Source organism: Methylophaga sp. UBA678, from assembly GCF_002299105.1.
GTDB classification, from domain to species: Bacteria; Pseudomonadota; Gammaproteobacteria; order Nitrosococcales; family Methylophagaceae; genus Methylophaga; species Methylophaga marina.
The window spans coordinates 40919-66414 of sequence record NZ_DBNG01000027.1; the positions used below are offsets into that span (position 1 = coordinate 40919).

At 45.1% G+C, this 25496-nt stretch carries 22 protein-coding genes; 1 reads left to right on the forward strand and 21 read right to left on the reverse strand.

The genetic code is table 11. The annotated features are described in order from the left end of the window. The 21 genes from ispF to B3014_RS13245 form a co-directional block, all read right to left on the reverse strand. Window positions 1–480: a 2-C-methyl-D-erythritol 2,4-cyclodiphosphate synthase gene (gene ispF, locus B3014_RS13145; RefSeq protein WP_286305028.1), complete on the reverse strand. Its 480-nt coding sequence runs from the start codon at window positions 478–480 to the stop codon at window positions 1–3. Further along, window positions 480–1190 (reverse strand): 2-C-methyl-D-erythritol 4-phosphate cytidylyltransferase, encoded by a 711-nt coding sequence (ispD, locus tag B3014_RS13150; RefSeq protein ID WP_289244939.1) that lies wholly within the window; start codon window positions 1188–1190, stop codon window positions 480–482. Before ispD ends, ispF begins: the two co-directional genes overlap by 1 nt. Further along, a complete protein-coding gene (gene ftsB, locus B3014_RS13155; RefSeq protein WP_286305030.1) occupies window positions 1180–1467 on the reverse strand; it encodes a cell division protein FtsB in 288 nt (95 codons plus the stop codon). Before ftsB ends, ispD begins: the two co-directional genes overlap by 11 nt. Before the next feature lie 5 nt (window positions 1468–1472). After that, window positions 1473–2759, reverse strand: coding sequence for a phosphopyruvate hydratase (gene eno, locus B3014_RS13160; RefSeq protein ID WP_289244940.1), 1287 nt, complete (start codon window positions 2757–2759; stop codon window positions 1473–1475). Between the two features lie 35 nt (window positions 2760–2794). Next, on the reverse strand, window positions 2795–3640 hold the full coding sequence (gene kdsA / locus B3014_RS13165) for a 3-deoxy-8-phosphooctulonate synthase (RefSeq protein WP_091711720.1): 846 nt from the start codon (window positions 3638–3640) through the stop codon (window positions 2795–2797). 4 nt (window positions 3641–3644) lie between these two features. Then, window positions 3645–5276, reverse strand: coding sequence for a CTP synthase (locus tag B3014_RS13170; RefSeq protein WP_286305032.1), 1632 nt, complete (start codon window positions 5274–5276; stop codon window positions 3645–3647). Between the two features lie 85 nt (window positions 5277–5361). Further along, window positions 5362–6702: a tRNA lysidine(34) synthetase TilS gene (gene tilS, locus B3014_RS13175; RefSeq protein ID WP_289244941.1), complete on the reverse strand. Its 1341-nt coding sequence runs from the start codon at window positions 6700–6702 to the stop codon at window positions 5362–5364. Between the two features lie 8 nt (window positions 6703–6710). Further along, entirely contained in the window at window positions 6711–7667 is a 957-nt protein-coding gene (locus B3014_RS13180) for an acetyl-CoA carboxylase carboxyltransferase subunit alpha (protein ID WP_289244942.1), read from the reverse strand. 59 nt (window positions 7668–7726) lie between these two features. Beyond that, entirely contained in the window at window positions 7727–8827 is a 1101-nt protein-coding gene (locus tag B3014_RS13185; RefSeq protein WP_414673349.1) for a PilT/PilU family type 4a pilus ATPase, read from the reverse strand. Between the two features lie 95 nt (window positions 8828–8922). Further along, window positions 8923–12420 (reverse strand): DNA polymerase III subunit alpha, encoded by a 3498-nt coding sequence (gene dnaE / locus B3014_RS13190; protein ID WP_289244943.1) that lies wholly within the window; start codon window positions 12418–12420, stop codon window positions 8923–8925. A gap of 31 nt (window positions 12421–12451) precedes the next feature. Further along, the gene (locus tag B3014_RS13195; RefSeq protein ID WP_289244944.1) at window positions 12452–14212 is read right to left on the reverse strand and encodes a mechanosensitive ion channel family protein; all 1761 of its coding nucleotides are present in this window, start codon (window positions 14210–14212) and stop codon (window positions 12452–12454) included. Further along, complete coding sequence (gene nagZ / locus B3014_RS13200; protein ID WP_289244945.1) at window positions 14209–15258, reverse strand: beta-N-acetylhexosaminidase; 1050 nt, start codon at window positions 15256–15258, stop codon at window positions 14209–14211. The genes B3014_RS13195 and nagZ overlap by 4 nt, the downstream gene beginning before the upstream one ends. Before the next feature lie 12 nt (window positions 15259–15270). Next, window positions 15271–15780, reverse strand: a complete 510-nt coding sequence (locus tag B3014_RS13205; protein WP_289244946.1) for a L,D-transpeptidase — start codon at window positions 15778–15780, stop codon at window positions 15271–15273. Then, a complete protein-coding gene (rmuC, locus tag B3014_RS13210) occupies window positions 15777–17384 on the reverse strand; it encodes a DNA recombination protein RmuC (RefSeq protein ID WP_289244947.1) in 1608 nt (535 codons plus the stop codon). The genes B3014_RS13205 and rmuC overlap by 4 nt, the downstream gene beginning before the upstream one ends. A gap of 101 nt (window positions 17385–17485) precedes the next feature. Further along, a complete protein-coding gene (locus B3014_RS13215; protein WP_289244948.1) occupies window positions 17486–18505 on the reverse strand; it encodes a vWA domain-containing protein in 1020 nt (339 codons plus the stop codon). Between the two features lie 88 nt (window positions 18506–18593). Beyond that, on the reverse strand, window positions 18594–19529 hold the full coding sequence (locus tag B3014_RS13220) for a VWA domain-containing protein (RefSeq protein ID WP_289244949.1): 936 nt from the start codon (window positions 19527–19529) through the stop codon (window positions 18594–18596). Continuing rightward, entirely contained in the window at window positions 19526–20065 is a 540-nt protein-coding gene (locus B3014_RS13225) for an MxaK protein (RefSeq protein ID WP_289244950.1), read from the reverse strand. The genes B3014_RS13220 and B3014_RS13225 overlap by 4 nt, the downstream gene beginning before the upstream one ends. After that, window positions 20058–21074, reverse strand: a complete 1017-nt coding sequence (locus B3014_RS13230) for a vWA domain-containing protein (RefSeq protein ID WP_289244951.1) — start codon at window positions 21072–21074, stop codon at window positions 20058–20060. Before B3014_RS13230 ends, B3014_RS13225 begins: the two co-directional genes overlap by 8 nt. Next, the gene (locus B3014_RS13235; protein WP_289244952.1) at window positions 21071–21904 is read right to left on the reverse strand and encodes a hypothetical protein; all 834 of its coding nucleotides are present in this window, start codon (window positions 21902–21904) and stop codon (window positions 21071–21073) included. Before B3014_RS13235 ends, B3014_RS13230 begins: the two co-directional genes overlap by 4 nt. An 11-nt stretch (window positions 21905–21915) precedes the next feature. After that, entirely contained in the window at window positions 21916–22806 is an 891-nt protein-coding gene (locus B3014_RS13240) for an MxaS protein (protein ID WP_286305044.1), read from the reverse strand. 5 nt (window positions 22807–22811) lie between these two features. Continuing rightward, the gene (locus B3014_RS13245; protein WP_286305045.1) at window positions 22812–23831 is read right to left on the reverse strand and encodes an AAA family ATPase; all 1020 of its coding nucleotides are present in this window, start codon (window positions 23829–23831) and stop codon (window positions 22812–22814) included. A gap of 305 nt (window positions 23832–24136) precedes the next feature. Between B3014_RS13245 and B3014_RS13250 the strand changes: the two genes are divergently transcribed. Further along, window positions 24137–25495: a sensor histidine kinase gene (locus tag B3014_RS13250; RefSeq protein WP_289244953.1), complete on the forward strand. Its 1359-nt coding sequence runs from the start codon at window positions 24137–24139 to the stop codon at window positions 25493–25495. The last annotated feature ends 1 nt before the right edge of the window (window position 25496 follow it).

Here is a 25496-nt window from a genome sequence, read left to right on the forward strand (position 1 = left end):
TTAGTCGTCCATCGGCTTAATCAAGGCGACAGCATGAGTGGCTATCCCCTCTTTGCGACCCGCAAAACCTAACTTTTCAGTGGTAGTCGCTTTGATATTAATGGCAGTGATATCGGTTTGCATGTCGGCGGCTAACAATTCGCGCATTTGAGGGATAAAAGGCGCCATTTTGGGTGCTTGTGCAATAATCGTGGCATCAACATTACTCACAGACCATCCCCGTTTTACAAGATCGTCGATAACACGCCGCAATAAAATACGACTATCAATGCCTTTGAATGCCTCATCGTTATCAGGAAAGTGATGGCCGATGTCCCATAAGCCGGCAGCACCCAATAAAGCATCACAGATAGCATGAATCAGTACATCACCATCTGAATGCGCTTCAAGTCCATGCGTGTGTGGGATGGTCATACCGCCAATGATTAAAGGGGTGTCCTCAGTAAACCGATGAACGTCATAGCCATGTCCGATACGCATTAATTTTCTCCTGCCTGCTGGCGTAAATAAAGTGCTGCAAGTGCCAAGTCTTGTGGAAGTGTGATCTTTAGATTATCACTATGCCCTTCCACCATACGTGGCTGATGGCCAGCAAGTTCCACCGCGCTAGCTTCATCGGTAACGGCGAAAGACTGATCGGATGCCGACTCTAGTGCACGTGAAAGCATTGCTAAACGAAACATCTGTGGCGTCGCAGCACGCCAAAGACCTTGACGGCAAACAGTCTCTTTAATGACGTTATCTGCATCGACTCGTTTGACCGTATCTGATACGGGAATACCTAGAATGCCACCAACCGGATCTTGCGATAAGGTGGCTAACATACGATCAATATCTTCATGTCGTAAACAAGGTCTGGCCGCATCGTGAACCAATACCCAAGGATCGTCAGCTAGCCGTTGCCGTAAAACCTTTAACGCATTTGTTACCGAATCAGAACGATCTTTACCACCTGTCGCTGTCAGCAACTCACAAGGTAAGGTGAGTGATAAATCAGACCACCACGTATCATTTTCAGCTAAAGCAATCACAATGCCATCAATAGCCGGATGTGAAGCCAGACGCTCAAGTGTTAATTGCAATACTGGTTTATTATTAATCTCTAAATACTGCTTAGGAATATCAGCCTGCATACGACTGCCAATACCTGCAGCGGGCACAACGGCCCAAACAGCCTGTTTACTGCTCATCTGGTTTATCAATAATCTGGAAAAAGGTTTCGCCTGGTTTTACCATGCCCAGCTCACTACGAGCTCTTTCTTCGAGGGCATCAAGACCACTTTTTAAGTCTTGTACCTCAGCAGCAAGCACTTGATTTCGCTCTTTTAACTCAGCGTTATCAATGCGTTGCTTTTCTACAGCTTGGTGGAGGCGTAATAAGGAAGGAAGCCCGTCATGACTGAGCCATAATCGGTATTGAAGCAATACCAATATGACGGCTAACAAAATCATGACGGGTTTAGACATATCACCTAGGCTTGTTGGACGTTAAACGCCTTCATACCTGGGTAGCTGGCAGCATCACCTAATTCAGCTTCGATGCGAATCAGTTGGTTATATTTCGCAACGCGGTCTGAACGTGATAATGAACCTGTTTTGATTTGACCGGCATTGGTCGCCACAGCCAAATCAGCAATTGTCGTATCTTCTGTTTCACCACTACGGTGAGATACAACGGCGGTGTAACCATTGGCTTTCGCTAAGTTAATCGCATCCAATGTTTCAGACAAAGTACCAATTTGATTCACTTTGATAAGAATCGAGTTGGCGACGCCTTTATCGATACCTTCTTGCAGAATTTTCGGGTTAGTGACAAACAGGTCATCACCGACCAACTGTACTTTATCGCCAATTTTATCGGTCAACAATTTCCAGCCTTCCCAGTCATTTTCATCCATACCGTCTTCAATACTGATGATCGGATATTTATTCGACCAGTCTGCCAATAAATCGGCAAATTCTGCTGACGTTAATGAGCGATTTTCAGAAGCCAGCACATACATGCCATCTTTATAAAATTCTGAGCTGGCTGCATCTAAAGCCAACATAATATCTTTACCCGCTTCATAACCGGCGTTTTTAATGGCTTCCAGTATCACTTCAATCGCTGACTCATTAGATGGCAGATCCGGTGCAAAACCACCTTCATCACCGACAGCTGTATTCAAGCCACGGCTGTTCAGCACTTTTTTCAATTCATGGAAGACTTCAGCACCATAACGCACAGCTTCTGTCAGGCTGGATGCGCCGACAGGCATGATCATAAATTCTTGTAAATCGACGCTGTTATCAGCGTGTGAACCACCGTTGATGATGTTCATCATCGGTACTGGCATCACGGCTTTTTCTTCGGTTGACAGGTATTTGTATAAGGTTTTCTTCGCATCGGCGGCAGCAGCGCGGGCAGATGCCATCGAGATAGCTAATAAGGCATTAGCACCTAAACGGCTTTTGTTTTCGGTGCCATCTGTGGCAATCAATTTATTGTCTAAAGCACGTTGGTCGTTAGCGTCCATTCCCAGTACCGCCTCACGTAACTCACCGTTGACGGCTTCAACTGCTTTTAAAACACCTTTACCTAAGTAACGGCCTTTATCGTCGTCACGTAATTCAACGGCTTCACGTTCACCTGTTGAGGCACCAGATGGCACTGCTGCACGTCCAGATGCACCACTTTCCAGAATAACGTCAGCTTCAACCGTCGGATTACCACGTGAATCGATGATTTCTCTTGCTTTTACATCAATGATTTTGCTCAATGCTCTGCTCCCGTAATGTTTTTTTTGATATCGACTTATCGACCAGCTAACAGCTCGTCTTCGATAAAGTCTTGTTGTTTTACTGTTGCATCTATTGCTTGCAGCATTTCTAACAATGCTGTCATTTTATGTAATGGCCAGGAATTAGGTCCATCACTTAAGGCTTTTTCAGGCTCGGGGTGTGTTTCCATAAACACACCGGCAATGCCGGTTGCGACCGCTGCACGTGCCAGTACAGGCACAAATTCACGTTGACCACCAGAGGCACCGCCTTGTCCACCGGGCTGCTGTACGGAGTGTGTTGCGTCATAAACTACAGGACAGTCCATATTTCGCATGGTAGGTAAACCACGCATATCGGAGATCAGGGTGTTGTAACCAAATGAGGTGCCACGTTCACACAACATAATCTGTTGGTTACCGGTTGATTTGGCTTTGTCTGCGACGTGTTGCATATCCCAAGGTGCGAGAAACTGACCTTTTTTGATATTAACTGGCAGCCCCTGACTAGCCACATTGACAATAAAATTTGTTTGGCGACATAAGAACGCTGGTGTCTGCAACACATCTACCACGCTGGCAACTTCAGCTAGTGGCGTATCTTCATGCACATCCGTCAGTACGGGCAAATTAAATTCTTTTTTAACTTTTTCCAGAATCGCTAAACCGGCTTCTAAACCTGGTCCACGATAGCTCTTTGTCGAGGTACGATTGGCTTTATCAAAAGAGGACTTGTAGATAAATGGAATACCCAACTTGTCAGTGATTTCTTTCAACTGACCGGCTACATCCATGGTCATTTGCTCACTTTCAATAACGCAGGTACCGGCAATTAAAAATAAAGGCTGTCTACCACCCACTTCATGACCACATAATTGCATGGTATTACCCTCTATTCTTTTTGTTAGCTTTGGCGGCACTGATAAATCCTTCAAATAAAGGATGACCATGACGCGGTGTCGATGTGAATTCTGGATGGAACTGACAAGCTACAAACCATTGATGTTCTGGAATTTCAATCATTTCAGCCAAGGTTTCATCTTTTGACATACCAGAGAACACTAAACCCGCTTGTTCCAGTTTCTCTTTATAGTTGCTATTGAACTCGTAACGGTGACGATGACGTTCAACAATTTCTTGCTCACCATAAATTTTTTGAGCCAGACTGCCAGGTTTCAGTACACATGGATAACCACCAAGGCGCATGGTACCGCCAAGGTCAGAATCATGATCGCGTTGCTCAACGCTGCCGTCTTCTTTTTGCCATTCAGTAATCAGACCAATCACAGGATCAACCGTGTTTAAGTCAAACTCTGTACTGTAAGCTTCGGGCATACCGGCTTTATGACGTGCATACTCAATGACGGCAACCTGCATACCTAAACAAATACCCAGGTATGGAACATTATTTTCGCGGGCAAACTGCGCGGTTTGGATCATGCCTTCAACACCGCGCTCACCGAAGCCGCCCGGTACCAGAATCGCATCCATATCCTTGATGCAATCCGGCCCTTGCTGTTCAACCAGTTCCGAATCGACATAGTGCACATGCACTTTGGTTCTGGTATGGATACCAGCATGAATTAATGATTCAGACAATGATTTATAAGCTTCGGTCAGTTCCATGTACTTACCGACCATAGCAATATTCACTTCGCCTTCCGGTTTAGTCAGGTTGTTGTAGACCTGTTGCCATTGGCTTAAATCAGCCGGTTTAGCATCTAAACCTAATTGTTTCACGACAATGTCATCTAAGCCCTGACGGTGTAATTCCATTGGAATTTTATAGATGCTGTCCACATCCACACAAGACACCACATTATTCACTGCCACATTGGTGAATAACGCAATTTTCTTACGTTCAGATTCTGGCAGAGGACGATCCATCCGACATACCAACACATCCGGTTGAATACCAATGGTTCTGAGTTCTTTAACTGAGTGTTGTGTGGGTTTGGTTTTGATTTCGCCTGCTGATGCAATATATGGCACCAAAGTTAAATGCAGGAATAATGCACGTTCACGGCCCAATTCGGAGCCCATCTGACGAATGGTTTCAAGGAAAGGTAAAGATTCAATATCCCCAACTGTGCCACCAATCTCTATCAACGCCACATCGGCATCACCGGCACCTTCGAAAATACAGCGCTTGATTTCATCAGTAATGTGCGGAATAACCTGTACGGTATTGCCTAAATACTCGCCACGACGTTCTTTACGAATCACGTTCTCATAAATCTGTCCGGTCGTGTAGTTATTGCTGCGGGTCATATCCGCATCAATGAAACGCTCATAGTGACCGAGGTCAAGGTCAGTTTCTGCACCGTCTTCTGTGACAAAAACCTCACCGTGTTGAAGCGGGCTCATCGTGCCGGGATCAACGTTGATGTAAGGGTCAAGTTTTACCAACGTGACTTTCAGTCCACGTGCTTCAAGAATAGCAGCCAGTGACGCCGCGGCAATCCCCTTACCCAGGGAAGACACAACACCACCAGTGACGAAAATAAATTTAGTCATAATATGGAGAGTTCAATAAAAAACGACGCGGCCAGAATGGCTGCGCTCAAAATAGCGTATAAATTATCAGAATTGCCCTTCCCGCTCAATCTAAATCTGGTTGAAGATCACCAGCCAGATAAGGCAGCCAGCCTTTTTCACCAGTATCAGCCGCATAATGTTGAGCATAACCATAACCCACAACGGCGACTAACTCTGCTCCAACAAAAATCAGCGGAATAGTTGCGCGCTTCCAAGGTGGTACTGACCACTCCTGGAAAAGCTGTTTTAATGATTTATGTTGCGGATGTCCCCTAAGCCGGATTTTTTCCCCGCCCTGACGATAACGCATCATAAGATCACCATTGAGCACAGATGTTTTCAAACCATCACCGGAAGTCAACTGCCATTTGAGTGTGCAGTCGTCGGACAACTCAAGTTCTGCAGGGCCAGTGAAATTAATCTCTATTGGAGGGAGCTCTGAATCTGTAGAAGTCTGAAAATATAAATCATCTCGATAACGCCTGACTTCAGTATCTGCCCATCTCACCAGCGGGGCTTTATCATCAGCGGCATTGATCACGTCTTCGATAATACGCTGTAAAATCGCTGTAGACGGTAATACATACCCTGCTGTTTCAATCATAAACCGCAACAGGTTTCGTTGCCGCTCCAAGGGTAGTTGTTTCACGGCTGCGATAGATAAATGTCCATCGTGTTTCAACTGACACTGTTCTCGATCCTGTTCCGCCAATTGAGCTAATAACAGACTAGTCTCTTGGCAATGCTTTGCACTTCGACTAATAGTTTTTTCAATAGTGGGCCAACGCTGTTGCAAAAGCGGCCAAATTTCTTGGCGTAGATAATTGCGATTGATATCGATGTTTTGATTACTGGGATCATCAACCCAATGAAGCTGATGAAGTTCAGCATAATCAAGAATATCCTGCTTGGGCACATCTAACAGTGGTCGGATAATACTCATACCATGTGACTGACTTTCAGGCCACATAGCAGACAACCCTAATGGCCCTGCACCACGAAATAGCTGCAGTAAAAGCGTTTCAGCCTGATCATGCTGATGTTGGGCAGTGACCAGCACTTCATCTGGCAGTAATTCATCACTCAGAGCCTGATAGCGGGCTTTCCTGGCTGCGGCTTCCAAACCTAATTCATCGATATCCTGAACAGTGACATTAATATGACTAAATTCAATATCAAGTTTGCTGGCAACATCGGCACAATGCTTAGCCCACTGCTCCGCTGTATTATGTAAATCGTGGTTAATATGTACAGCACGAACTTGAGCAAGCTGTGGGTGTTGTGTGGTTGCTAATAGATGCAATAAGACATGAGAATCGACACCACCACTATAGGCAAGACAAACAGGTCGTCCTGCCGCCAGTGAAGTAATGTCAGTGATGATTTTTTGGGGATTTAATGACACCCCGTTTTTTATCCCTCAAAAGCGCCGTAATTCAGCAGCTTTTCCTGACGGCGTTTGATTAATTTATCAGCAGGGAGTTTTTCTAACTCTTTCAGTTTATTTTCAATGGCTTGTTTGACGCGTTTTGCCATTTCAGGCACGTTACGATGCGCACCGCCTAAAGGCTCAGCGACAACTTCATCGATCAGTTTCAATTCTTTCAGTCGTGAAGAAGTCACACCTAATGTGGCTGCGGCATCTGAGGCTTTTTCGGCACTCTTCCATAAAATAGATGCACAACCTTCAGGGGAAATCACCGAGTAAATACCGTATTCAAGCATCATCAGATGATCAGCAACACCTACAGCTAATGCGCCACCAGAACCACCTTCACCAATGACTGTACTGATAATGGGCGTTTTTAATTGTGCCATTTCAAACAGATTACGGGCAATCGCTTCACTTTGACCACGTTCTTCAGCACCGATGCCAGGATAAGCGCCAGGCGTGTCAATGAAGGTAATCACAGGCATGCCAAAGCGTTCTGCCATTTTCATCACACGCAATGCTTTACGATAACCTTCTGGTCTTGGCATACCAAAGTTTCTGGCGACTTTTTCTTTGGTGTCACGCCCTTTTTGATGGCCAATCGCCACAACAGGACGACCATTTAAACGACCGATCCCGGCGACCAAAGCCGCATCATCAGCGTACGTGCGATCACCGTGCAGTTCTTCGAAGTCTGTCAGAAGTAATTTAATGTAATCAAGGGTGTATGGGCGCTGTGGATGACGCGCCATTTGTGTGATTTGCCAGGGCGTTAATGAAGCGAAAATCGATTTTGTCAGACTTTCACTTTTTTCCTTTAACTTTTGAATCTCTTCAGTGATATTTAAATCACTGTCATTACTCATGTAGCGCAACTCATCAATTTTCGCTTCGAGCTCAGCGATGGGTTGTTCGTAGTCAAGGAAATTTAACTGCATCAGGATTACCTTAGATATTCAAAAATGGGTGAATTATACACATTAAGCCAGTGAGACACTTAGCTGAGAATTAATTCATCTGGTGTGTCTGACCCGGCACTGTCGTCACCAAGACGAATAGCCAGACTCAAATCATTACGCGAATCGGCATTCATTAATGCGTCTTCTTCTGTGATCTTACCACTGCGATACAGACCGAGCAGCGCCTGATCAAATGTAATGGTACCTTTTTCGTTACTGTCACGCATGGCATCTTTGATACTGCCAATTTCTCCTTTATTGATCAAATCTGAGATATATGGAGAATTCAGCATGACCTCAACGGCAGGTACACGCCCTGCATCCTTGGTTGGCAATAATCGTTGAGAAATAATGGCTCGCAAATTAAGCGATAAATCCATTAATAGCTGTCGGTGCAAAATTTCAGGGAAAAAGTTAATAATTCTGTCTAATGCCTGATTGGCGTTATTAGCGTGCAATGTCGCCAGACAGAGATGACCCGTTTCAGCATAGTTAATCGCGTGTTTCATTGTTTCCATATCACGGATTTCACCAATAAGAATGACGTCGGGCGCTTCACGCAAGGCATTTTTTAAGGCGTTTTCATAAGATAAAGTATCAATACCCACTTCACGCTGTTGCACGATTGAGCGTTCATGTTTGTGCACAAACTCCAGCGGATCTTCAATAGTGAGAATATGTGAACTGGAATTACGGTTGCGATGACCTATCATCGATGCCAGCGTGGTTGACTTGCCTGAACCTGTTGCCCCCACCACCAGAATCAGTCCACGTTTTTCCATGACCACATCACCGAGCACATCAGGCAAACCAATTTGTTCAAAGGTTGGAATGGAGGTTCTGATATAACGAATCACGATAGAACACTCGCCACGCTGACGGAAAATATTGACCCGGAAACGCCCCACGCCTTTCAGAGGAACAGCAAAGTTCATCTCAAGTGTGCTTTCAAATTCCTTTGCCTGCTCATCCGTCATCATCGAATAAGCCATTTCTTTCACATCACCGGGCGCTAATTTCTGGGTGCCAACCGGTCTGATGACGCCCTGAATTTTGATATGGGGTTCAGTGCCAGTGCAGAAAAACATATCTGAGGCATCCTTGTCTGCCATCAGTCTGAAATAAGGTGTCATATCCACTTTGCGGGTCCTCTTGCAACAATGCTCAGATAGTGTATTTATCCTACAACAATGCGAATGTGCATACTATTATGCGTTTCACGCTTTTCGAGTGCTCAATTTGTCATCGTAGCACGGTATCGAACGGTGACGTTTTGACTTTCCGGCAACATAGCTAACTGACTCATCAAAGTATCGCTGGGGGTAACCTGCCAGTCATCACCTAACATAATTACCGTGCTTGCCTGTTCGTTCTGATATAACAACTCCAGTGATAAAGCACCACCCTTGAAAGGCGTCAGCGTATTTTTCATTTGTTCTATCCACTGACTGACCTTGTCTTTATTATCAATATTAATCTGGAGAGAATGACCAAACGCTTCGCGCGCTCCAGTGATATCAAACACTTTTTCTGCTGTCGTGGCTAGGCCCCCAGTGAAGTTGTCCTGTCCGATTTTGCCTTGAATCACTACCAGCTTGTCAGGCTGAATAAAGCTCTGATATTGGTCATAAACATCGGCAAACACTCGCACTTCCAGACGACCACTCTGATCATCCAATGTGATAAAAGCCATACGGCCGCCATTTTTTGACTTCATGGTGCGAATCGCCACCACCAAGCCAGCGGTTAACACTGGCTTTTCATTACGCTGATACCCTTTAGATTCAGGCGCATCCAGTTCATTTATGCGTTTGGGGATGAATTCAGCCAATTCTTGTTGATAACGATCAATCGGATGACCACTCAGGTATAAACCCAGGGTGTCTTTTTCAGCCTGTAATAAATGTTCTTCTGCCCACTCCGCGGCCTGTTCCAGAGGTTCATCCTGACCGCTATCAACTTCCGGACTGAGTCCAAACAGATCATTCTGACCACTGTCTTTATTACGCCGGTGTTGATCGGCGATCTGCATCGCTTTTGTCAGGCTGGCCTCAATACTGGCGCGGTGTCCACCGAGAGAGTCCATGGCGCCCGCTTTCACAAGCGACTCCATCACCCGACGGTTAATCTTACGCATATCAACCCGGCGACAAAAATCATACAAAGAACTGAAGGTTTCGCCCTGTTCACGCTCAGATACAATACCGGCCAGGGCAGACTCACCCACGCCTTTAATTGCGCCTAAGCCATAACGAATCGTTCTTTCATCTTCCACGGTAAATTTGATTTTGCTGTGATTCACATCAGGTGGTAGCACCTTCAGTTTCATATCACGACACTCATCAATCAAGCCAACGACTTTATCCGTATTATCCATATCCGCAGATAAGACGGCTGCCATAAACGCGGCAGGATAATGGGCTTTTAACCAGGCGGTTTGATAAGCGACTAAGGCATAAGCCGCCGAATGAGATTTGTTAAAACCATACTCAGCGAATTTTTCCATCAAGTCGAAAATCGGTCCGGCTTCTTTTTCCTCAATGCCCCGTTTAGCTGCCCCTTCGAGGAACAATAAACGTTGTTTGGCCATTTCTTCCGGTTTTTTCTTACCCATTGCACGGCGCAACATATCGGCGCCACCCAGGCTATAGTTCGCCAGGATCTGGGCGATTTGCATAACCTGTTCCTGATAGACAATGACTCCATAGGTTGGCTTCAATACAGGCTCAAGATCGGGATGAGGGTAATCAACTTTTGCTCGACCATGTTTACGGTTAACAAAGTCATCTACCATGCCCGATTGCAATGGACCAGGACGGAATAACGCCACCAAGGCCACGATATCCTCAAAATTATCAGGTTGTAAGCGTTTAACCAGCTCTTTCATCCCACGCGATTCAAGCTGGAATACGGCGGTTGTTTCACAACGCTTCAATAAAGCGTAGGTTGGTTTATCGTCCAATGGTAGATTGGCAATATCGATTTTATCGGCGTCTTCTTTAGGTAGCAGCGTGCGGACGTTTTTCATTGCCCAGTCAATCACTGTCAGCGTTTTTAGGCCCAGAAAGTCAAACTTCACCAGACCGACACTCTCCACATCATCTTTATCAAACTGAGAGACAAGACCAGCACCATTGTGCTCACTATAAATTGGCGTGTACTCGGTCAATACTTTTGGCGCGATAACAACACCACCGGCATGTTTACCGACGTTTCTGGTTAAGCCCTCCAGCTGTAAAGCGAGGTCAATCAGGGTTTTGACTTCTTCCTCATTGTCATAACGCTCTTTCAGCAATGGCTCTTGTTCCATCGCTTTGCTGAGTGTCATCTTTAATTCAAACGGGACTAATTTTGCGAGCTGATCAACAAAGCCATAGGGATGACCTAATACACGGCCGACATCACGCAATACCGCTTTGGCTGCCATGGTCCCGAAGGTAATAATCTGTGATACGTGATCCCGACCATAATGTTGTGACACATATTCAATAACCCGGTCACGACCATCCATACAAAAGTCGACGTCAAAGTCGGGCAAAGAAACACGCTCAGGGTTAAGAAAACGTTCAAACAGCAAGTCATATTGCAAGGGATCAAGGTCGGTGATTTTTAAGGCATAAGCCACCAGAGAACCTGCACCCGAACCCCGTCCTGGCCCAACCGGCACATCATTATTCTTCGCCCACTGGATGAAGTCAGCAACGATCAAGAAGTAGCCTGGGAAGCCCATTTGGTTGATAACATCCAGCTCAATCTGCAAACGCTCTTCATAGCGTGCTTTATTCGCTTCTCTGTCGGCTTCGTCGGGGAACAATACTTCTAAGCGTTCAGCAAGGCCTTTGAAAGATTCTTCACTGAAAAACTGCTCAATGGTCATGTCCTCTGGTACTGGGAAGTCAGGCAGATAATGCTCACCCAGTGTCAGTTGCAGATTACAACGTTTGGCAATTTCAACCGTATTTTCTATTGCTTCAGGAATGTCATCAAATAAGGCGGTCATCTCTTCAGCACTTCGAAGATATTGATGCTCCGAGTAATTCCTTGGACGACGTGGGTCATCCAGCTGACGACCTTCATGAATACAGACTTTGGCTTCATGTGCTTCAAATTGATCAGGGGTTAAGAAACGCACATCGTTGGTCGCGACCACCGGTAAGTCTTTTTCTGCTGCTAAAGCTGTAGCTGCCCGGATAAACCGCTCTTCATCTTCTCGTCCGGTACGAATCAACTCCATGTATAAACGGTCAGGAAACAATGTCTGCCAGAAGTTAAGCTGCTGCTCAATTTCATCTTTCTGATGATTGAGTAAGGCTTTACCCAAAATACCTTCACGACCGCCAGATAAACAAATCAGTCCATCAGTTTGGCCTTGCAACCACTCAGCTTCCAGCATCGGTACACCGAGGTGCTGGCCTTCCATATAGGCTTTTGATAACAGGCGTGACAGATTGTGAAACCCATCCAGGTTCATACACAGCAACACAAACCGCGTGCTTTGCTTGGCGTCATTCGGATCACGCAAACGCAGATCGGCACCTAATATCGGTTTCACACCAGCCTGCATCGCCGCATTAAATAATTTCACCGCCGCGAATAAATTATGATGATCGGTGATCGCAATAGCAGGCATGCCTGCATCGGCCACTTGCTTGACCAAGGGTTTGACTCTGACTAAACCATCAACCAGTGAATAATCAGTATGCAAATGAAGATGGACAAACGATTTTGGCATTAATGTATTAAACCTATTTTCTGTGATTAATTTAGCGAGGGAACTCAACAGGGCCTGGAATTCTATCGCCCAGTGTCTGCCCTACAATCGACTCAGCTTCTGCATGGCCTTTGGCAAAGGCTTCTTCCTGACTCATCGCAGGGGAATAGGGTGACGCTTTTGGTACCCCATTCTGACCTCGTTTTAGATAAAGCGTTTGGGTTGGAAACGCAAACTCGATTTCCATTTGATGTGCCAATCTCAGAACATCCAGTAAAAAACGATGGCGTTCTCGAAGCTCGGTGTTCCAGTCCGGTGTCGCCCAAAACACATACAAGAGAATATCTAATGAAGCGGCACCATAATCGTTAAAGTAGACTTGGTAGAGGTCTTTACGCATATAGGGATGCAACTGAATAATGCGTCGAATACCCTCACAAAAACCTTCAATTTTTTCTGGTGGCGTATCGTAGGTGACTGCTAATTTTGTCAGCATACGACGATAACGACGCGCGCCCATATTATCAATTTTGGTGGTGGTTAATATGGAATTAGGCATGGTGACTAATGAGTTATAAAAGGTACGGATTCGTGTACTACGAAAACCAACTTCCTCCACCATTCCTTCGATATCACCGATGACAACCCAGTCACCGATATGAAAGGGACGATCCATCAGCACAGTTAAGGAACCAAAGAAATTACCCAATAAATCTTTAGCGGCCAATGCAAAGGCTAAACCACCGAGACCAAGACCTGCTAATAAACTAGTGACATCAATATTCAGATTATCGGCGGCAAATACGATTCCCATCACGACCACAAATACTTTCATACTCTTCGTGATCATGGGCACTAATAAGTCATCGTACTTGGTCTGCGTTCTACTGACGCGGGCAGTCCAATAGGCATTAAAAATATCGACAAGTCTGAACGCACTCCAAATGCCTGAGATTGACACTAACAGTTTCACCGCCACCAGCAAAATCAACAGTGCCGTATCAGGTAAACCCAGTAAATTCAGACCTGACCACCACATCAGAGCCATGGCCATTAAACCTAGGGGACGCAGTACATCATCATCTAATTCTGTGTATAAGGCATGTTTCTGTTTACGGCGTTTGATATGCAGTTTTAATAAAAATGCCAGAGATTTGTCTGCAATAGATCCGATAACAATAATCAGAAATAAGCCAATCCATTGCCAATATTCTAATAAGAAACCAGTCCTCAGAAATTCCGGTATATCTGATCGTAATCTGACACTGACGGGTAATGACACTTTTGCTGAAGACTTTTCAACCAGCTCTTTGTTGTGACTGAGTTCATTGAAAATATCAGGAATGGCTTCAATAGATTCTGGACTGAATAACCAATCACCTTGCTCATCAAGCTTAAGCACAATATTGCCATTATCTGTTCTTAGATAGGTATATTGCTTGCCTTTCGGATTTTCAGGAATCTCACTGACTTTTGGCGTCTTGGCGATCTGAATAATATTGTATAGCAGGCGTGCCGTTTCGCGACCACGCTCCGTTCGTATAAGCGGACTGACATTGGATAAATCAAAGGTCGAAACAGCGTGTTCGATCGCACTATTATCCCCTTCAGCCACTTTATCCATCGCTTTGATGAAGTGTTTTACCGTGATTCGGGGCTGAGTCAGATTAAGCTTCTCAACCGTGATATCAACAGATTTTTCCTGGCTCGATGAACTCTGCATGCCGACAATAGCGGCAGGATTAATTCCGCCGCCGGCATGGACTGACAAGCTCCATATCATCAAAAAGAAAAACAACGACCTCGTTATCATGTGAGATTTAACTCCATCTCAGGATCAGGTGCGTAATCCATCACGGTTTGCACAGCCTGTTTCCATTCGGCACTTTGTTGTAATTCATGACGAGGCGTCGAATGCCGACCATGCAGGCGCATCAAACGTGCGTTTCTCAACGGATCAGTCGCGACTTTCAGGCCATCAATTACCTGCTCAACACTACCGGGATTATTACATACCAGCACCATATCACAGCCGGCAGATAACGCTGCTTCGGCTCTTTCCAGAGGGCCTCCCATAATAGCAGCCCCTTCCATGCTCAGATCATCGCTCAAAATGGCACCCTGAAACTGTAGTTTACCGCGTAGCATGTCCTGCAACCAAAACGGTGAAAAACAGGCCGGTAGTTTGTCATTATTTTCGTAAACAATATGTGCAGGCATAATGCCTGCCAGCTCAGTTTGACATAAACGGGTAAATGGCAACATATCGGCCTGCAGCATATCTTCCAGATGACGGCTATCAACAGGCAAGCCAAGATGTGAGTCGACTTCTACTGCGCCATGACCTGGAAAATGTTTTCCTACCGCCGACATCCAGGCGCGTTTCATACCCTGAATATAAGCACGAGCGATGTCCGTTACCGCTAACGGATCACGATGAAAGGCACGATCGCCAATCACCTGACTAACGCCATAATCTAAGTCCAGTACAGGTGCAAAACTGAAATCAACACCAACCGATCTTAATTCTGCAGCCATTAACCAGCCGGTTTGCTCTGCTCTTTCCAGCGTCAATTTTGGATGCTGATGATATTCCTTACCTATGGCAGCCACAGGTGGTAAACGACTAAAGCCCTTTCTGAAACGCTGGACACGACCGCCTTCGTGGTCGACAGAAATCAGCAGATGCGGTTGTCTCAGCTGATGGATGTCGTCACATAAACGGGTAATTTGCTCGACTGATTCAAAATTACGACTAAATAAAATTACCCCGCCGACCAGGGGATGTTTAAGCATTTCTTTTTCTGTTTCGCTCAGTTCAGTGCCGAGCAAATCGACCATCAAGGGGCCTAATGCCATAGTGATTTAACCTTATTCGTGGATCCAGACTTTAAGACCAGGGTGAACCTGATCAAACAACGTCACTACGTCCTGATTACGCATACGCACACACCCATGAGAGAGCGCCTCCCCCATCGGTAACTCATCAGGACAACCATGGATATAAATATAACGGCGCATTGTATCAACATTTCCCAGTCGGTTTTTACCGACTTCCATGCCGCTGAGCCAAAGAATTCGAGTCAGGATCCAGTCACGATTGGGAAGTTGCGCTTTTAAGGCTGCATTGAAAATTTCAGCCGTAGGACGACGCCCGACAAAAACACTATTGATGGGCTGATTATCGCCAATTTTTGCACGGATCAGATGCCAGCCACGCGGTGTACAACCACTGCCATTCTGCTCACCGGGACCATTTAGCGCTGTAGAAACAGGCGCTTCAAACAAGACTTTATCAGCCTGACGCAGCCAGCAATGTTGCTGTGTCAGTGATATATCCAGCCAGGCTTCATTATCTTTAATCACATCAGAGTTCATCATTCTTTGGCAGAGACTGATTGTTCATTATGCGATAACAACTGGGGATCATCTTCTTCCTCTATGGCTTCAACAATCATGGTAAGCGGTTCAGTTTCGTAATCACGTTCAATCGTTTCCAATTGTGGCAATGATTTGCTGACTTTCGTTGATAACTGACCAAAGCGATCCACTTTGCCGTATAAGCCCTGCTTTCCTGCCACACCTTTGATGACCTGATTATATTGATTACTAACTGTGCCCAAAGTATTGCCCAATTTTTGTAATCGTTCAGCGACAATCGCCACCTGATTGTAAATATCCCCTGCTTTTTCGCTGATTTCCCGAGCTTCAGCATTACTACGTTCCATCATCCACAAATTAGAGACCGTTCTCAAAATCGGTATTAACGTGGTGTGAGACACCAGTACAATGCTTTTTTTATAGCCATACTCAAACAAATCCTTGTTATTTTTTAATGCCTCAATATACGCAGGCTCAATTGGCATAAACATCAACACAAAGCTGGGACTTCGCATGCCGACCACATTGGTGTAATCCTTTGAAGCCAAATCATCAATATGTTTACGCACCGCTCTGACATGATCCGCCATCGCCAAGCTGTATGATTCTGGTGTGTCTGCTGACACCGCACGGTCATAAGCGTTAAGGGAGACCTTACTATCAATAATGATGTGTTTATTATCTGGCAGTTTAATCAAATAATCCGTTTGTTTCTGTTTGCCTTCAGCATCTTTAAATGCTGTCTGTACTTCAAAATGGGCATCTTCAATTAAGCCGCTCATTTCCAGAGTCCGTCTTAGTTGTGCTTCACCCCAGGCACCACGTTGCTGAGAGTCGCCTTTTAAAGCGGAAGTCAGGTTATGGGCGTCTTCACTCATTTTCAGGCCAATATCCAATACTTTTTTAATTTCAGCATTCAGATTAGTATTGCCCTTGATTGACGCATCATGCACTTCGTTAATCCGTTTCTGGAACCCTTCAATCTGCTCACGAAAAGGTTTCAGCAGCACATCAATGCTCGACTTACTGGTATCGGTGAATGTTTTGCCTTTTTCTTCAAAAATCTTGTTTGCCAGATTCTCAAACTCTTTAGTCATTGATTGTTTGGTATCTGCCAGCTGCGCCATTTGCTCTTTGAAATGTTCTTCCCTTCTCTCTAAAGTCGTTTTTAACTCGGTATGTTGATTGGAGAGTGACTGATAAGCTTGCTGTAAGTCCTGAAACGCCTCTATTTGCTGTTGCAGCTCAGCTTTTTTATCCGTGAATTGCTGTTGTAAAGACTGGTAATTAGCCTGTGCTGTTTCCGATTGTTTTTCAGCCTGATGTAACTGCTGTTTTGTCTGTTCCAATGTTTGATTGAGTTGAAGAATCTGTTGCTTCTGTTCATCCAAAGCAGTCGTTAATCGTGACTCAGTAGCCAATGCCGCTTGCAGTTGTTGTTCTTGTCCACTCTGACTGAGCTCTAAGGCGTGTATGTGGTTTTGTAGTTCGGCTGTTTTGCGGCTATGACGTAAAGCAAATACTAAATAAGCTAATGCAGCAGAAACCACAACAACAATTGCCAGTAAACCAATAAGTTGATCAGGCGACAGACTTTCTAACATAGTGATTCCTGCAATATAGAGATGGTGCTATCAGCCTGATACGTGCAGGCTGAACAAGCTCTACAAGATAACAAAGCCAGATAATAATTGCGATATTCGCGCTAGGGTTTATGTGTCGCTTGATACACGCCCAGCACAGTTAACCATCGGCTTAGTACCAATGGTAAAAAAGCGAGTAACGCTATCGACAAAAAAAGATCATGATGAGATTGCTTCGGTACACGCTCTTCCACAATTAGAGGCTGTGATTGCTGTTTGTGGATTTCATCAATGGCTTTAGAAAACTCATCCAGTGAGCCTGCTTCAAAAGCCTCGTAAGGTACGCCCAGTTTTTTAAAGGCTCTGTGCAATTTCCGTTCTGGCATATCAATCCAGAGCAGACTGTCATTATCGCTGGCGTCCAACGTCATGCCTTTCATTGATCGTAGGTAAATCCAATATAAATTCAGACGCATCTTTTTAAAAACATGGTGCAGGTATGCTGTCTGCTCGGCAGAAAAAACTTGGCCACCATCGGAAATGAGTAAAATATTTCGTGATCCACGGTAAGGCTCATCTTTGTACATATTCACAGCCAAACTCAGCGCTTTGAAAATATCCGTTTGAGATAAACCTTTACCGAGTCCACCAGCATTGATCGTCGCCAGAACGGCTTCTTTGTTGTAGGTAAGCTTCAATATTTCAGTTGATTTGGTGCTAAAAAAAACATAACCAAAACGGTCATCTGGACGGCGCTTCACAAACTCAGCAAGATAATCCCTTGAAACTTCGCGTTTGCTTCTACTAATCACAGTGTCCCTTCGAAGGGTATTCCATGGCGGCCTAGCAAATTGATCATCCATACTGCGGCTACGGTCTAACAGAATGACAAACTCCGCTCCCTGGCGAGTACGTTCAACCACTTGTTCAGGAATGTAAGGATTCGCCAGAGCCAGAAATAGAAAAATAATAGCAACGGATGCTGACAATTTGCTAAGCCATGACAGTATTAAAGACAATGAGTCTCTAGGAATAAACCCTTGCCAAACAACCGTTTTAGTCGTGTTCAGAAACAGCCAGGGTAACAAGGCCAGGGGCAGAAAGTAGAAAAAAACAGGATGAGCCCAATTGAACTCAGTCATAACATCCTGCCAGGCGCAGCCATACAAAAGATCTGAAAATCGTCAGACTAAAATGACAATCCCTGTCAAACATAACTCACTCCATGTGTTAGTCGTCTGTTCGTACAAACCACCTATAGGGTAGAAACACCAACAAAATTAAAAACAAGGCTGCACCAGCAAACCAGGCATATAAATCATAATCGATGGTTTGCTCACGGGTGTTAGACTCATCTCGGATAGTATCGACTAGATCCACCGGGTCATTTGGTGATGAGACAAAGGCAAATCCTACCCGATTCGCTAAGGTAGCCAAGTGAGATTTTTTCTGTGAGGACAGGTGTTCACTTCTGGGTTTATTCACATTGACATCCCTATCAGCTCGCATTGAAGCAAACACATCTTCATGCATCACCTCATTGATTCCCCATACGCCTTCAATCACACCTTTGTCATTTGTTTTAGGGATAGGAAGAAGCTCCTCACCACCAATCCCGACTAAGATTCCGTGAATCTCACCTGGCTTACCAGCAAACTTAGGAAATAAGGTGGGATTAATCGGGGGAGATTCATGCCCGTCTGTCAACATCACAATGGTCGGTCTGGGATCAATCTCTTTAGCCTGACGAATAGCGGTATAGACCGCTTTTGATACTTCACTGGAACGGGCCCAGGCCATATAAGGATTGACCTGCTCAAGCATCTGTATCAAATCATGATAAGACCCACAGACTTCAACCGGGTTCATCAAAATTAAACTTCTGGATTCGCTGAAAATAGCCAATCCCGCATGAGCACCACATGGCATTTCTAATAACGTTCTGCGCGTAAACTCTTTGGCCCACGCTAAGCGACTGACGTTCTCCCCGTCTAATTCAGCGTCTTTCACATTCATGCTGTCGGTGATATCGATGACAAAGATGGCATCCATGATTTTGACATCTCGCTTGACCAGCGGGAACCATAAAGCAGCCACAACAAATATAAACGCCGTCAGCATCACAATGGCTGTTAGCAATATACGTTTTTGGTAACTCACTCTCATGGAAGATCTACCTTGAACGCTTTACTCTCAATTGAACGCTGGCTGCTGATCACATTCTTTTCATAGTTAGGGTTAACAGCCGGATCTTCAGGTACCGCTCTCAATGCCACTTCCAGGTTATAGCGTGCATCCCAGAGATTGGGATCTATCGCTAAAGCACGTCGAAAATCCTGTTTAGCTAATTCGATTAAGGGTAACTGACGGGCATCAGCTTCCGTCATCTCCAGCGCTGCGCGTAAATTAATATTACCGCGATTGTAAAAAGCCAAAGGCATCAATTCACCCGAAGCATTACCCAAAGCAATAGTGAGCTGATCCAAGGCCAATTCATGCTGTTCCTGCTTCTCAAAATCAGCCGCTTTAGCAAAATGTGCACGAGCATCGTCTGGTACATCATCACTGGCCGAGGGTGAAGTAATGTATTGCTCAACCTGTATTTCTTGCCACAATTGCATGGCTAAATAGATAACCGAAGCGGTGCTGGCCAAAATCAATACAATCAACGAAAAACGTAGTGTTTGTAATTTCTTATTCATGGGCTTTTTTTACTCCCCACCATGTATATAAATGTGAACTTGCCAATAACAACATGGCTAACATCGCCAACCAGAGAAAGACATCTTCTTTAGGTTCGTGTGGCAGTGTTTCTTCCACAATCAGTGTTTGATAATGTTGGCGATCAATTTCAGATAAGGCATCTGCAAAGCTTTCTAATGAGCCAGCTTCAAATGCACGATAAGGCACACCTATCGATTTAAAGAACGTATGTAATTTCCGTTCAGGAATGTCGACCCACAACAAATTGTCATTTTCGCTGGCTTCGAGTGTCATTTCCTGTCTGGATTTAAGATATATCCAGTAAATCGTGAGATTCATCTCACGATAAGTGCTGGCAATCTCTTCTTTAGCTTCATCTGTTAATAATTGCCCACCATCAGACACCAACAAGACAATTCGGGAACCACGATAAGGCTGGTCTTCAAACATTTTGGCACTGCTGATTAATGCCTCAGCCATATTGGTGTCTGATAAGCCTTTACCCAGAGCATTAGCATTAATCGTTGCTAAAACAGCTTCTTTGTCATAGGTCAACGGTAAAAGATTAATAGCTTTGGTACTGAAAAAGACGAAGCCAAATCGGTCATCAGGACGATTTTTGACAAACTCCGTTAAATACTCCCGAGCCACATTACGTTTTGAATTATCGCCCCCTACACTGACTGCTGCAGCTTGTGCTTTGACAGCAAAAGGATCATCCATACTTCGGCTGCGATCTAATAACAACACGATCTCCGCACCTTCACCAATTCGCTCTCTTTTCTGCTCAGGTAAACTGGGTGAGGCTAATGCCAGGATAAGGCAAGCTATGACGAGAGAAGCCAAGCTTTTCAGGGTAAGATTAATTACACGTGATAAAGGATCGACGGGAACCAGATTCACCCAGGCGACGGTTTTATCCAGATTGTGATTAAACCAGGGTAATAATGCCAGCGGCAATAAAAACAAAAGCCAGGCATGATCCCATTCCAAACCGGCTAGCATCATGCCATTTTCTCCTTAGCACGACATTTTTTTGCCAGTTCAAAAGAGGCGGAGAATGGTGCTTGTTCCACTGGCTCACGGCTAAAGAAGTGGCTGGCTGACTGCTGGTAAAAGTGTTCAATCTCGTCGGCCAGCGGTTCCAACCAAGGGCATTTCTGCCACAGTACTGACAGATCATTTTTAACAAGCACACGACCTGCGCTGCGATTAAATGCATGGTGCAATTGACGACTGGCTTCATCGGCATTTTTGCGCCCCAGAAAACGCATTTTATTTAACTCAAATACGGCTGTCGCAAATGGCAAACGATGACGTGGCCGTAAACCAAAGTGCCAAGCCAACCAGATTAAGATAGCGACAAATAAAACAGCTATGGCAATCCACAACTCAGTCAGAAGCTGTTGATGACTTTGAGGCGGTAACACAGCATCGGCACGTGGCTGATATTGACTACCATCCGCATTCGATAAAAATGAACCCAGCTCCAGTGTAGTCGCAGGCACCTTTAAGAACTCTCCTGCTTCTGTGCGAAGTTCTATTTCTGGTGTTTGCACTTCCCGAGTCTGTGCTGGCACATTAATTATCTGAAACGTTAATGTCATCACCGTCCCTTCTGACTGGCGCTTTAACAACTGCAGCCAAGGGCCATAACGTTTTTCGACTTGTGGCAGTGAGTGGGCTTCTAAGTGACTGCTATCTACGGGTAAATGAATGGTTGCCTGGATCTGGTCACCGACCAGTAATCCCCAGCTACGATCAAAACGAATAGTGACATCTTCCGCAAAGGCGTTTGCTGTCACCAGCGTAAATAAAAACAGAGCAAATAATCGCATTGTCTGTATTCCTATGAGTTTTTCATGGCGTAAAAATATTCGGTCAACTGTTGTGGCGTCACATCGCCCTCAACATAGAGTGGTCTTATGCGATAACGCATAAAACACGCTGAGAGTTGAGAAAAATGGTCATCCATTTGTTGTTGCCAACGCTTTTTAATACTTGGCCGCATCCAGACGCTGTGCCGCTGACCTGTCTCAGCATCACGTGTTTCTGCCCATCCCGCATGCGAAGGAAAGTGATCGACATCGTCATGCCGCCATACAATCGGGATGACCGTATATTGCGACAATTTGCGTAAACTTTGCTCCAACAAGCTCAGATCAAAACAAAAATCGGAAGCCAAAAAGACCATGGCACGTTTACTGTTAATCAGATCGGTGGCATGTGTTAAGCCCGCCGCCCCAGGTGCTTTTGGTTTAGCCGCATCCATCAGACGCTCAGCCGCAAATGCCGGCATGCTACGTTGCGTAGTGGGCATAATCGTCATGTCTTGACGCCATTCACTATCAAACGCCGTCATAGCAAACTTATCGCCAATACCAATTGCACTGTGTGCGATCATATGAGCCAGTTTTGCCAGTCGTTGATGATTCACACTGGAAACCGTCATGGATTGACTGATATCAGACATTAGCCACAACGTGATGGATGAACGTTGTTGATAACGTTTTACCAACCAGCGTTGTTGGCCTTGCTGAGTCACATCAGCGGCTTGATGACGCAAACTGGCACGTATATCCAGACGACGAGGGTCAGGATAATCAAACAAATCGGCAAAGCCCGCAAACCGATCGCCACTGCCTAACGCTGTACCGCTATGCGCGCCTGGCACATGACTAAACACCTTATCGGGAAAACGATAAACAAACTCCTGCTGAGGCAGGTTTCTGATAGCCATACAGATTAAGGCGTCGCGATATGATCGCGAAGAGCTCGAACAAATTGCGGCATAATTTGTTCGCGTCGACCTTCATACACTGGAGAAAGGAAGACACGGTGTGTCATGGAAGGTAATAAAACGGTATGTATATCATCTGGTAATACATGATCACGCCCATCCAACCAGGCAGCCACTTTTGCGGCTCTTACCATGGCTGACATACCACGTACACTGGCACCGGCCACCACCAGGTCTTCCACATAGATATCAGGCATTTCGATACCTAATTCATGCGGCGTCCAGCTGGCATCCCATAAACGAACCACGTAATTTTCAATTTCAGGTGATACAAAAATACTACGTTGAATATCATGATCCAGAGCATTTAATTGCTGATAGTCCAGTAAGGGTTCACCAATCGTGTTCAGCAGCTGATCCACATCATGAAACGCAGGATCGAAAATAAGTTGGCGACGAATCGCGTCATCAGTCGGGCGGCTGATATTTATCTCAAATAAGAAACGGTCACGAGCGGCGGCACTAAGTTCAAATGTTTCTTCTTTTTCTACCGCATTGCGATCGGCAAACACCACCATATGGGGGAAACGATATTCTTTACCAAATGCTTCAACACTGCGCTCAGCCATGGCACGAAGTAATAATGACTGCACCTGAGGTCTGGCACGGTTAATTTCGTTAAAGAAGAAAACGGCTGTTTCTGCACCATGATTAATCAATGGGCCAGGATCAATGACCGGTTTACCTTCTGCATTCACCCAAGCACTATAGAGCAGGTCATTCGGCATTAAGTCGACGCTACCCTCAATACGCCCAAAAGCACCACCCAGCGCTTTTGAAAACGTACGTAGTAAGGTGGTTTTACCTACACCTACACCACCTTCCAGCAGCACATGACCCCGTGCGTGTAAGGCAATCAAAATCAATCTAACTGCTTCTTTTTGACCAACGACAACTTGATTGACGACATTTTCTAACGCCAGCGCTTGTTCTCTCGCTGTCTGTAAAAGCTGAGATTCAGCCATTTTCTCTCCCCTTATTGGTTTTTTTATTTCATCACTCTAGCCAGTCCATTGACATAAAATCATATGTATCAACAAATAATCTTATGACGCTATCATTTCAGACCGCTTTATGAGTTTGCAATCCACACTGACCTACCGGATGAATAGTGCTCAGTTGATGAATCATATTAGAACTTTATCCTAATCTGCGTTCAGCCGAAATATGCCTAGTGTCATCGGGCAAATTTCCCGACACAATAAACAGCGCTTTGCAGATGTCTGGATTACTCCTAGACTAGCTTCATGTTTGTATCAGTGAAAAACGGATGAATCTACAACTCCAACTCTTCGTGCGAATTTTGATTATTGCGGTGATCTGCATCGTCAGCAGTGCATGGTATGTGTTGTATCAAACCAATCAACAAGCACTCAATGAAGCAGAGGCGACGGCGAGCAGGATTGAGCACCAAATCCGACAACAATTGCTACAAATGTTTCAACGTTATGACTTTACACAATCTTTTCCGGATATTGGTCTATGGAACAAAATTGATAGTGTTCCCGGTTCATGCACGCAATTTTTATCCCGAACACAAAGTCGGCAACGCAGTTTATGTAATGCCACTCAGGCATCAAATAAGGATTACCCGATTTGGTTCGGGCATTTTTATACACAATTTTTTAACCCAGGCGTGGAAGTAAAACGGTCGGTCAATTTCAATGCGATAAAGTACGGGACAATACTGGTGACATTGAATGTCGATATTGAAACAGCACGCGCCTGGCATAACTTACAAGCTGCGCTTGGCGTACTTGTAGTCACCATCATGGCTCTATGTTGCCTGGTTTTTATCACCATTAATCGCATGCTAAAACCCGCGAAAGATATTGTCGCTGGCCTCGAAAAAATGCGAGCCGGAGACTTAGCAATACGTCTACCGGACTTTGATATCGCTGAATGGAAACGTACCAGTCATGCCATCAATGCCTTAGTCAGTACCCAACAAAATATCATGGCGGAAAACAAACAACTCTCGATCAAGATTATGAATACCCAGGAAGAAGAGCATCGCTACATTTCCAGAGAGTTACATGATGAGTTTGGTCAATGCCTGGCCGGTATCAATGCCGTCACCACATCGGCATCACAGTCGGCTAAAAATACCTGTCCGGAAATAGTGGAGGAGCTAAATTCTATTCGTCACATTACCGGGCATATGATGAGTGCGCTTCGCGATCTGTTGACGCGATTACGCCCCGCAGAGCTAGATGAACTCGGACTGGAAACCAGCTTGAAACAGTTGATAAAAAGCTGGAATCAACGCAGCTCAGGCAAAACGCATTACAGCTTATCTCTTGTCGGTAATATGGATGAACTCGCCGAAACCTTGGCGGTACATATTTACCGAATTGTGCAGGAATGTCTGACAAATATCGCGAAACATGCCAGTGCAGAGCACGCTGAGGTCAATATCAATATTCAGAAAGAGAACGCCCTATCACTCATCATAAAAGATGATGGTGTGGCTGATTTGAGTGCTTTTTCTAGCAGTAATGGCTTGGGGCTACTCGGCATCCATGAACGGGTTGCAGCACTCGGCGGTGATCTCAGTCTGGACACACAAATTAATGGCGGACTGGTGGTAACCATCATTCTACCAATGACTCAAAAAGCGGAAGCCTGAC

Coding starts and splice junctions, on each gene's coding strand:
- B3014_RS13170 (WP_286305032.1), bottom strand. CDS start 5,276: ATGACTAAATTTATTTTCGTCACTGGTGGTGTTGTGTCTTCCCTGGGT.
- B3014_RS13220 (WP_289244949.1), bottom strand. CDS start 19,529: ATGAGAGTGAGTTACCAAAAACGTATATTGCTAACAGCCATTGTGATG.
- B3014_RS13205 (WP_289244946.1), bottom strand. CDS start 15,780: ATGATGAACTCTGATGTGATTAAAGATAATGAAGCCTGGCTGGATATA.
- B3014_RS13225 (WP_289244950.1), bottom strand. CDS start 20,065: ATGAATAAGAAATTACAAACACTACGTTTTTCGTTGATTGTATTGATT.
- B3014_RS13240 (WP_286305044.1), bottom strand. CDS start 22,806: ATGGCTATCAGAAACCTGCCTCAGCAGGAGTTTGTTTATCGTTTTCCC.
- B3014_RS13235 (WP_289244952.1), bottom strand. CDS start 21,904: ATGCGATTATTTGCTCTGTTTTTATTTACGCTGGTGACAGCAAACGCC.
- B3014_RS13230 (WP_289244951.1), bottom strand. CDS start 21,074: ATGATGCTAGCCGGTTTGGAATGGGATCATGCCTGGCTTTTGTTTTTA.
- dnaE (WP_289244943.1), bottom strand. CDS start 12,420: ATGCCAAAATCGTTTGTCCATCTTCATTTGCATACTGATTATTCACTG.
- B3014_RS13245 (WP_286305045.1), bottom strand. CDS start 23,831: ATGGCTGAATCTCAGCTTTTACAGACAGCGAGAGAACAAGCGCTGGCG.
- ftsB (WP_286305030.1), bottom strand. CDS start 1,467: ATGTCTAAACCCGTCATGATTTTGTTAGCCGTCATATTGGTATTGCTT.
- B3014_RS13180 (WP_289244942.1), bottom strand. CDS start 7,667: ATGCAGTTAAATTTCCTTGACTACGAACAACCCATCGCTGAGCTCGAA.
- B3014_RS13250 (WP_289244953.1), top strand. CDS start 24,137: ATGAATCTACAACTCCAACTCTTCGTGCGAATTTTGATTATTGCGGTG.
- rmuC (WP_289244947.1), bottom strand. CDS start 17,384: ATGTTAGAAAGTCTGTCGCCTGATCAACTTATTGGTTTACTGGCAATT.
- B3014_RS13215 (WP_289244948.1), bottom strand. CDS start 18,505: ATGACTGAGTTCAATTGGGCTCATCCTGTTTTTTTCTACTTTCTGCCC.
- ispF (WP_286305028.1), bottom strand. CDS start 480: ATGCGTATCGGACATGGCTATGACGTTCATCGGTTTACTGAGGACACC.
- kdsA (WP_091711720.1), bottom strand. CDS start 3,640: ATGCAATTATGTGGTCATGAAGTGGGTGGTAGACAGCCTTTATTTTTA.
- nagZ (WP_289244945.1), bottom strand. CDS start 15,258: ATGGCATTAGGCCCCTTGATGGTCGATTTGCTCGGCACTGAACTGAGC.
- ispD (WP_289244939.1), bottom strand. CDS start 1,190: ATGAGCAGTAAACAGGCTGTTTGGGCCGTTGTGCCCGCTGCAGGTATT.
- B3014_RS13195 (WP_289244944.1), bottom strand. CDS start 14,212: ATGATAACGAGGTCGTTGTTTTTCTTTTTGATGATATGGAGCTTGTCA.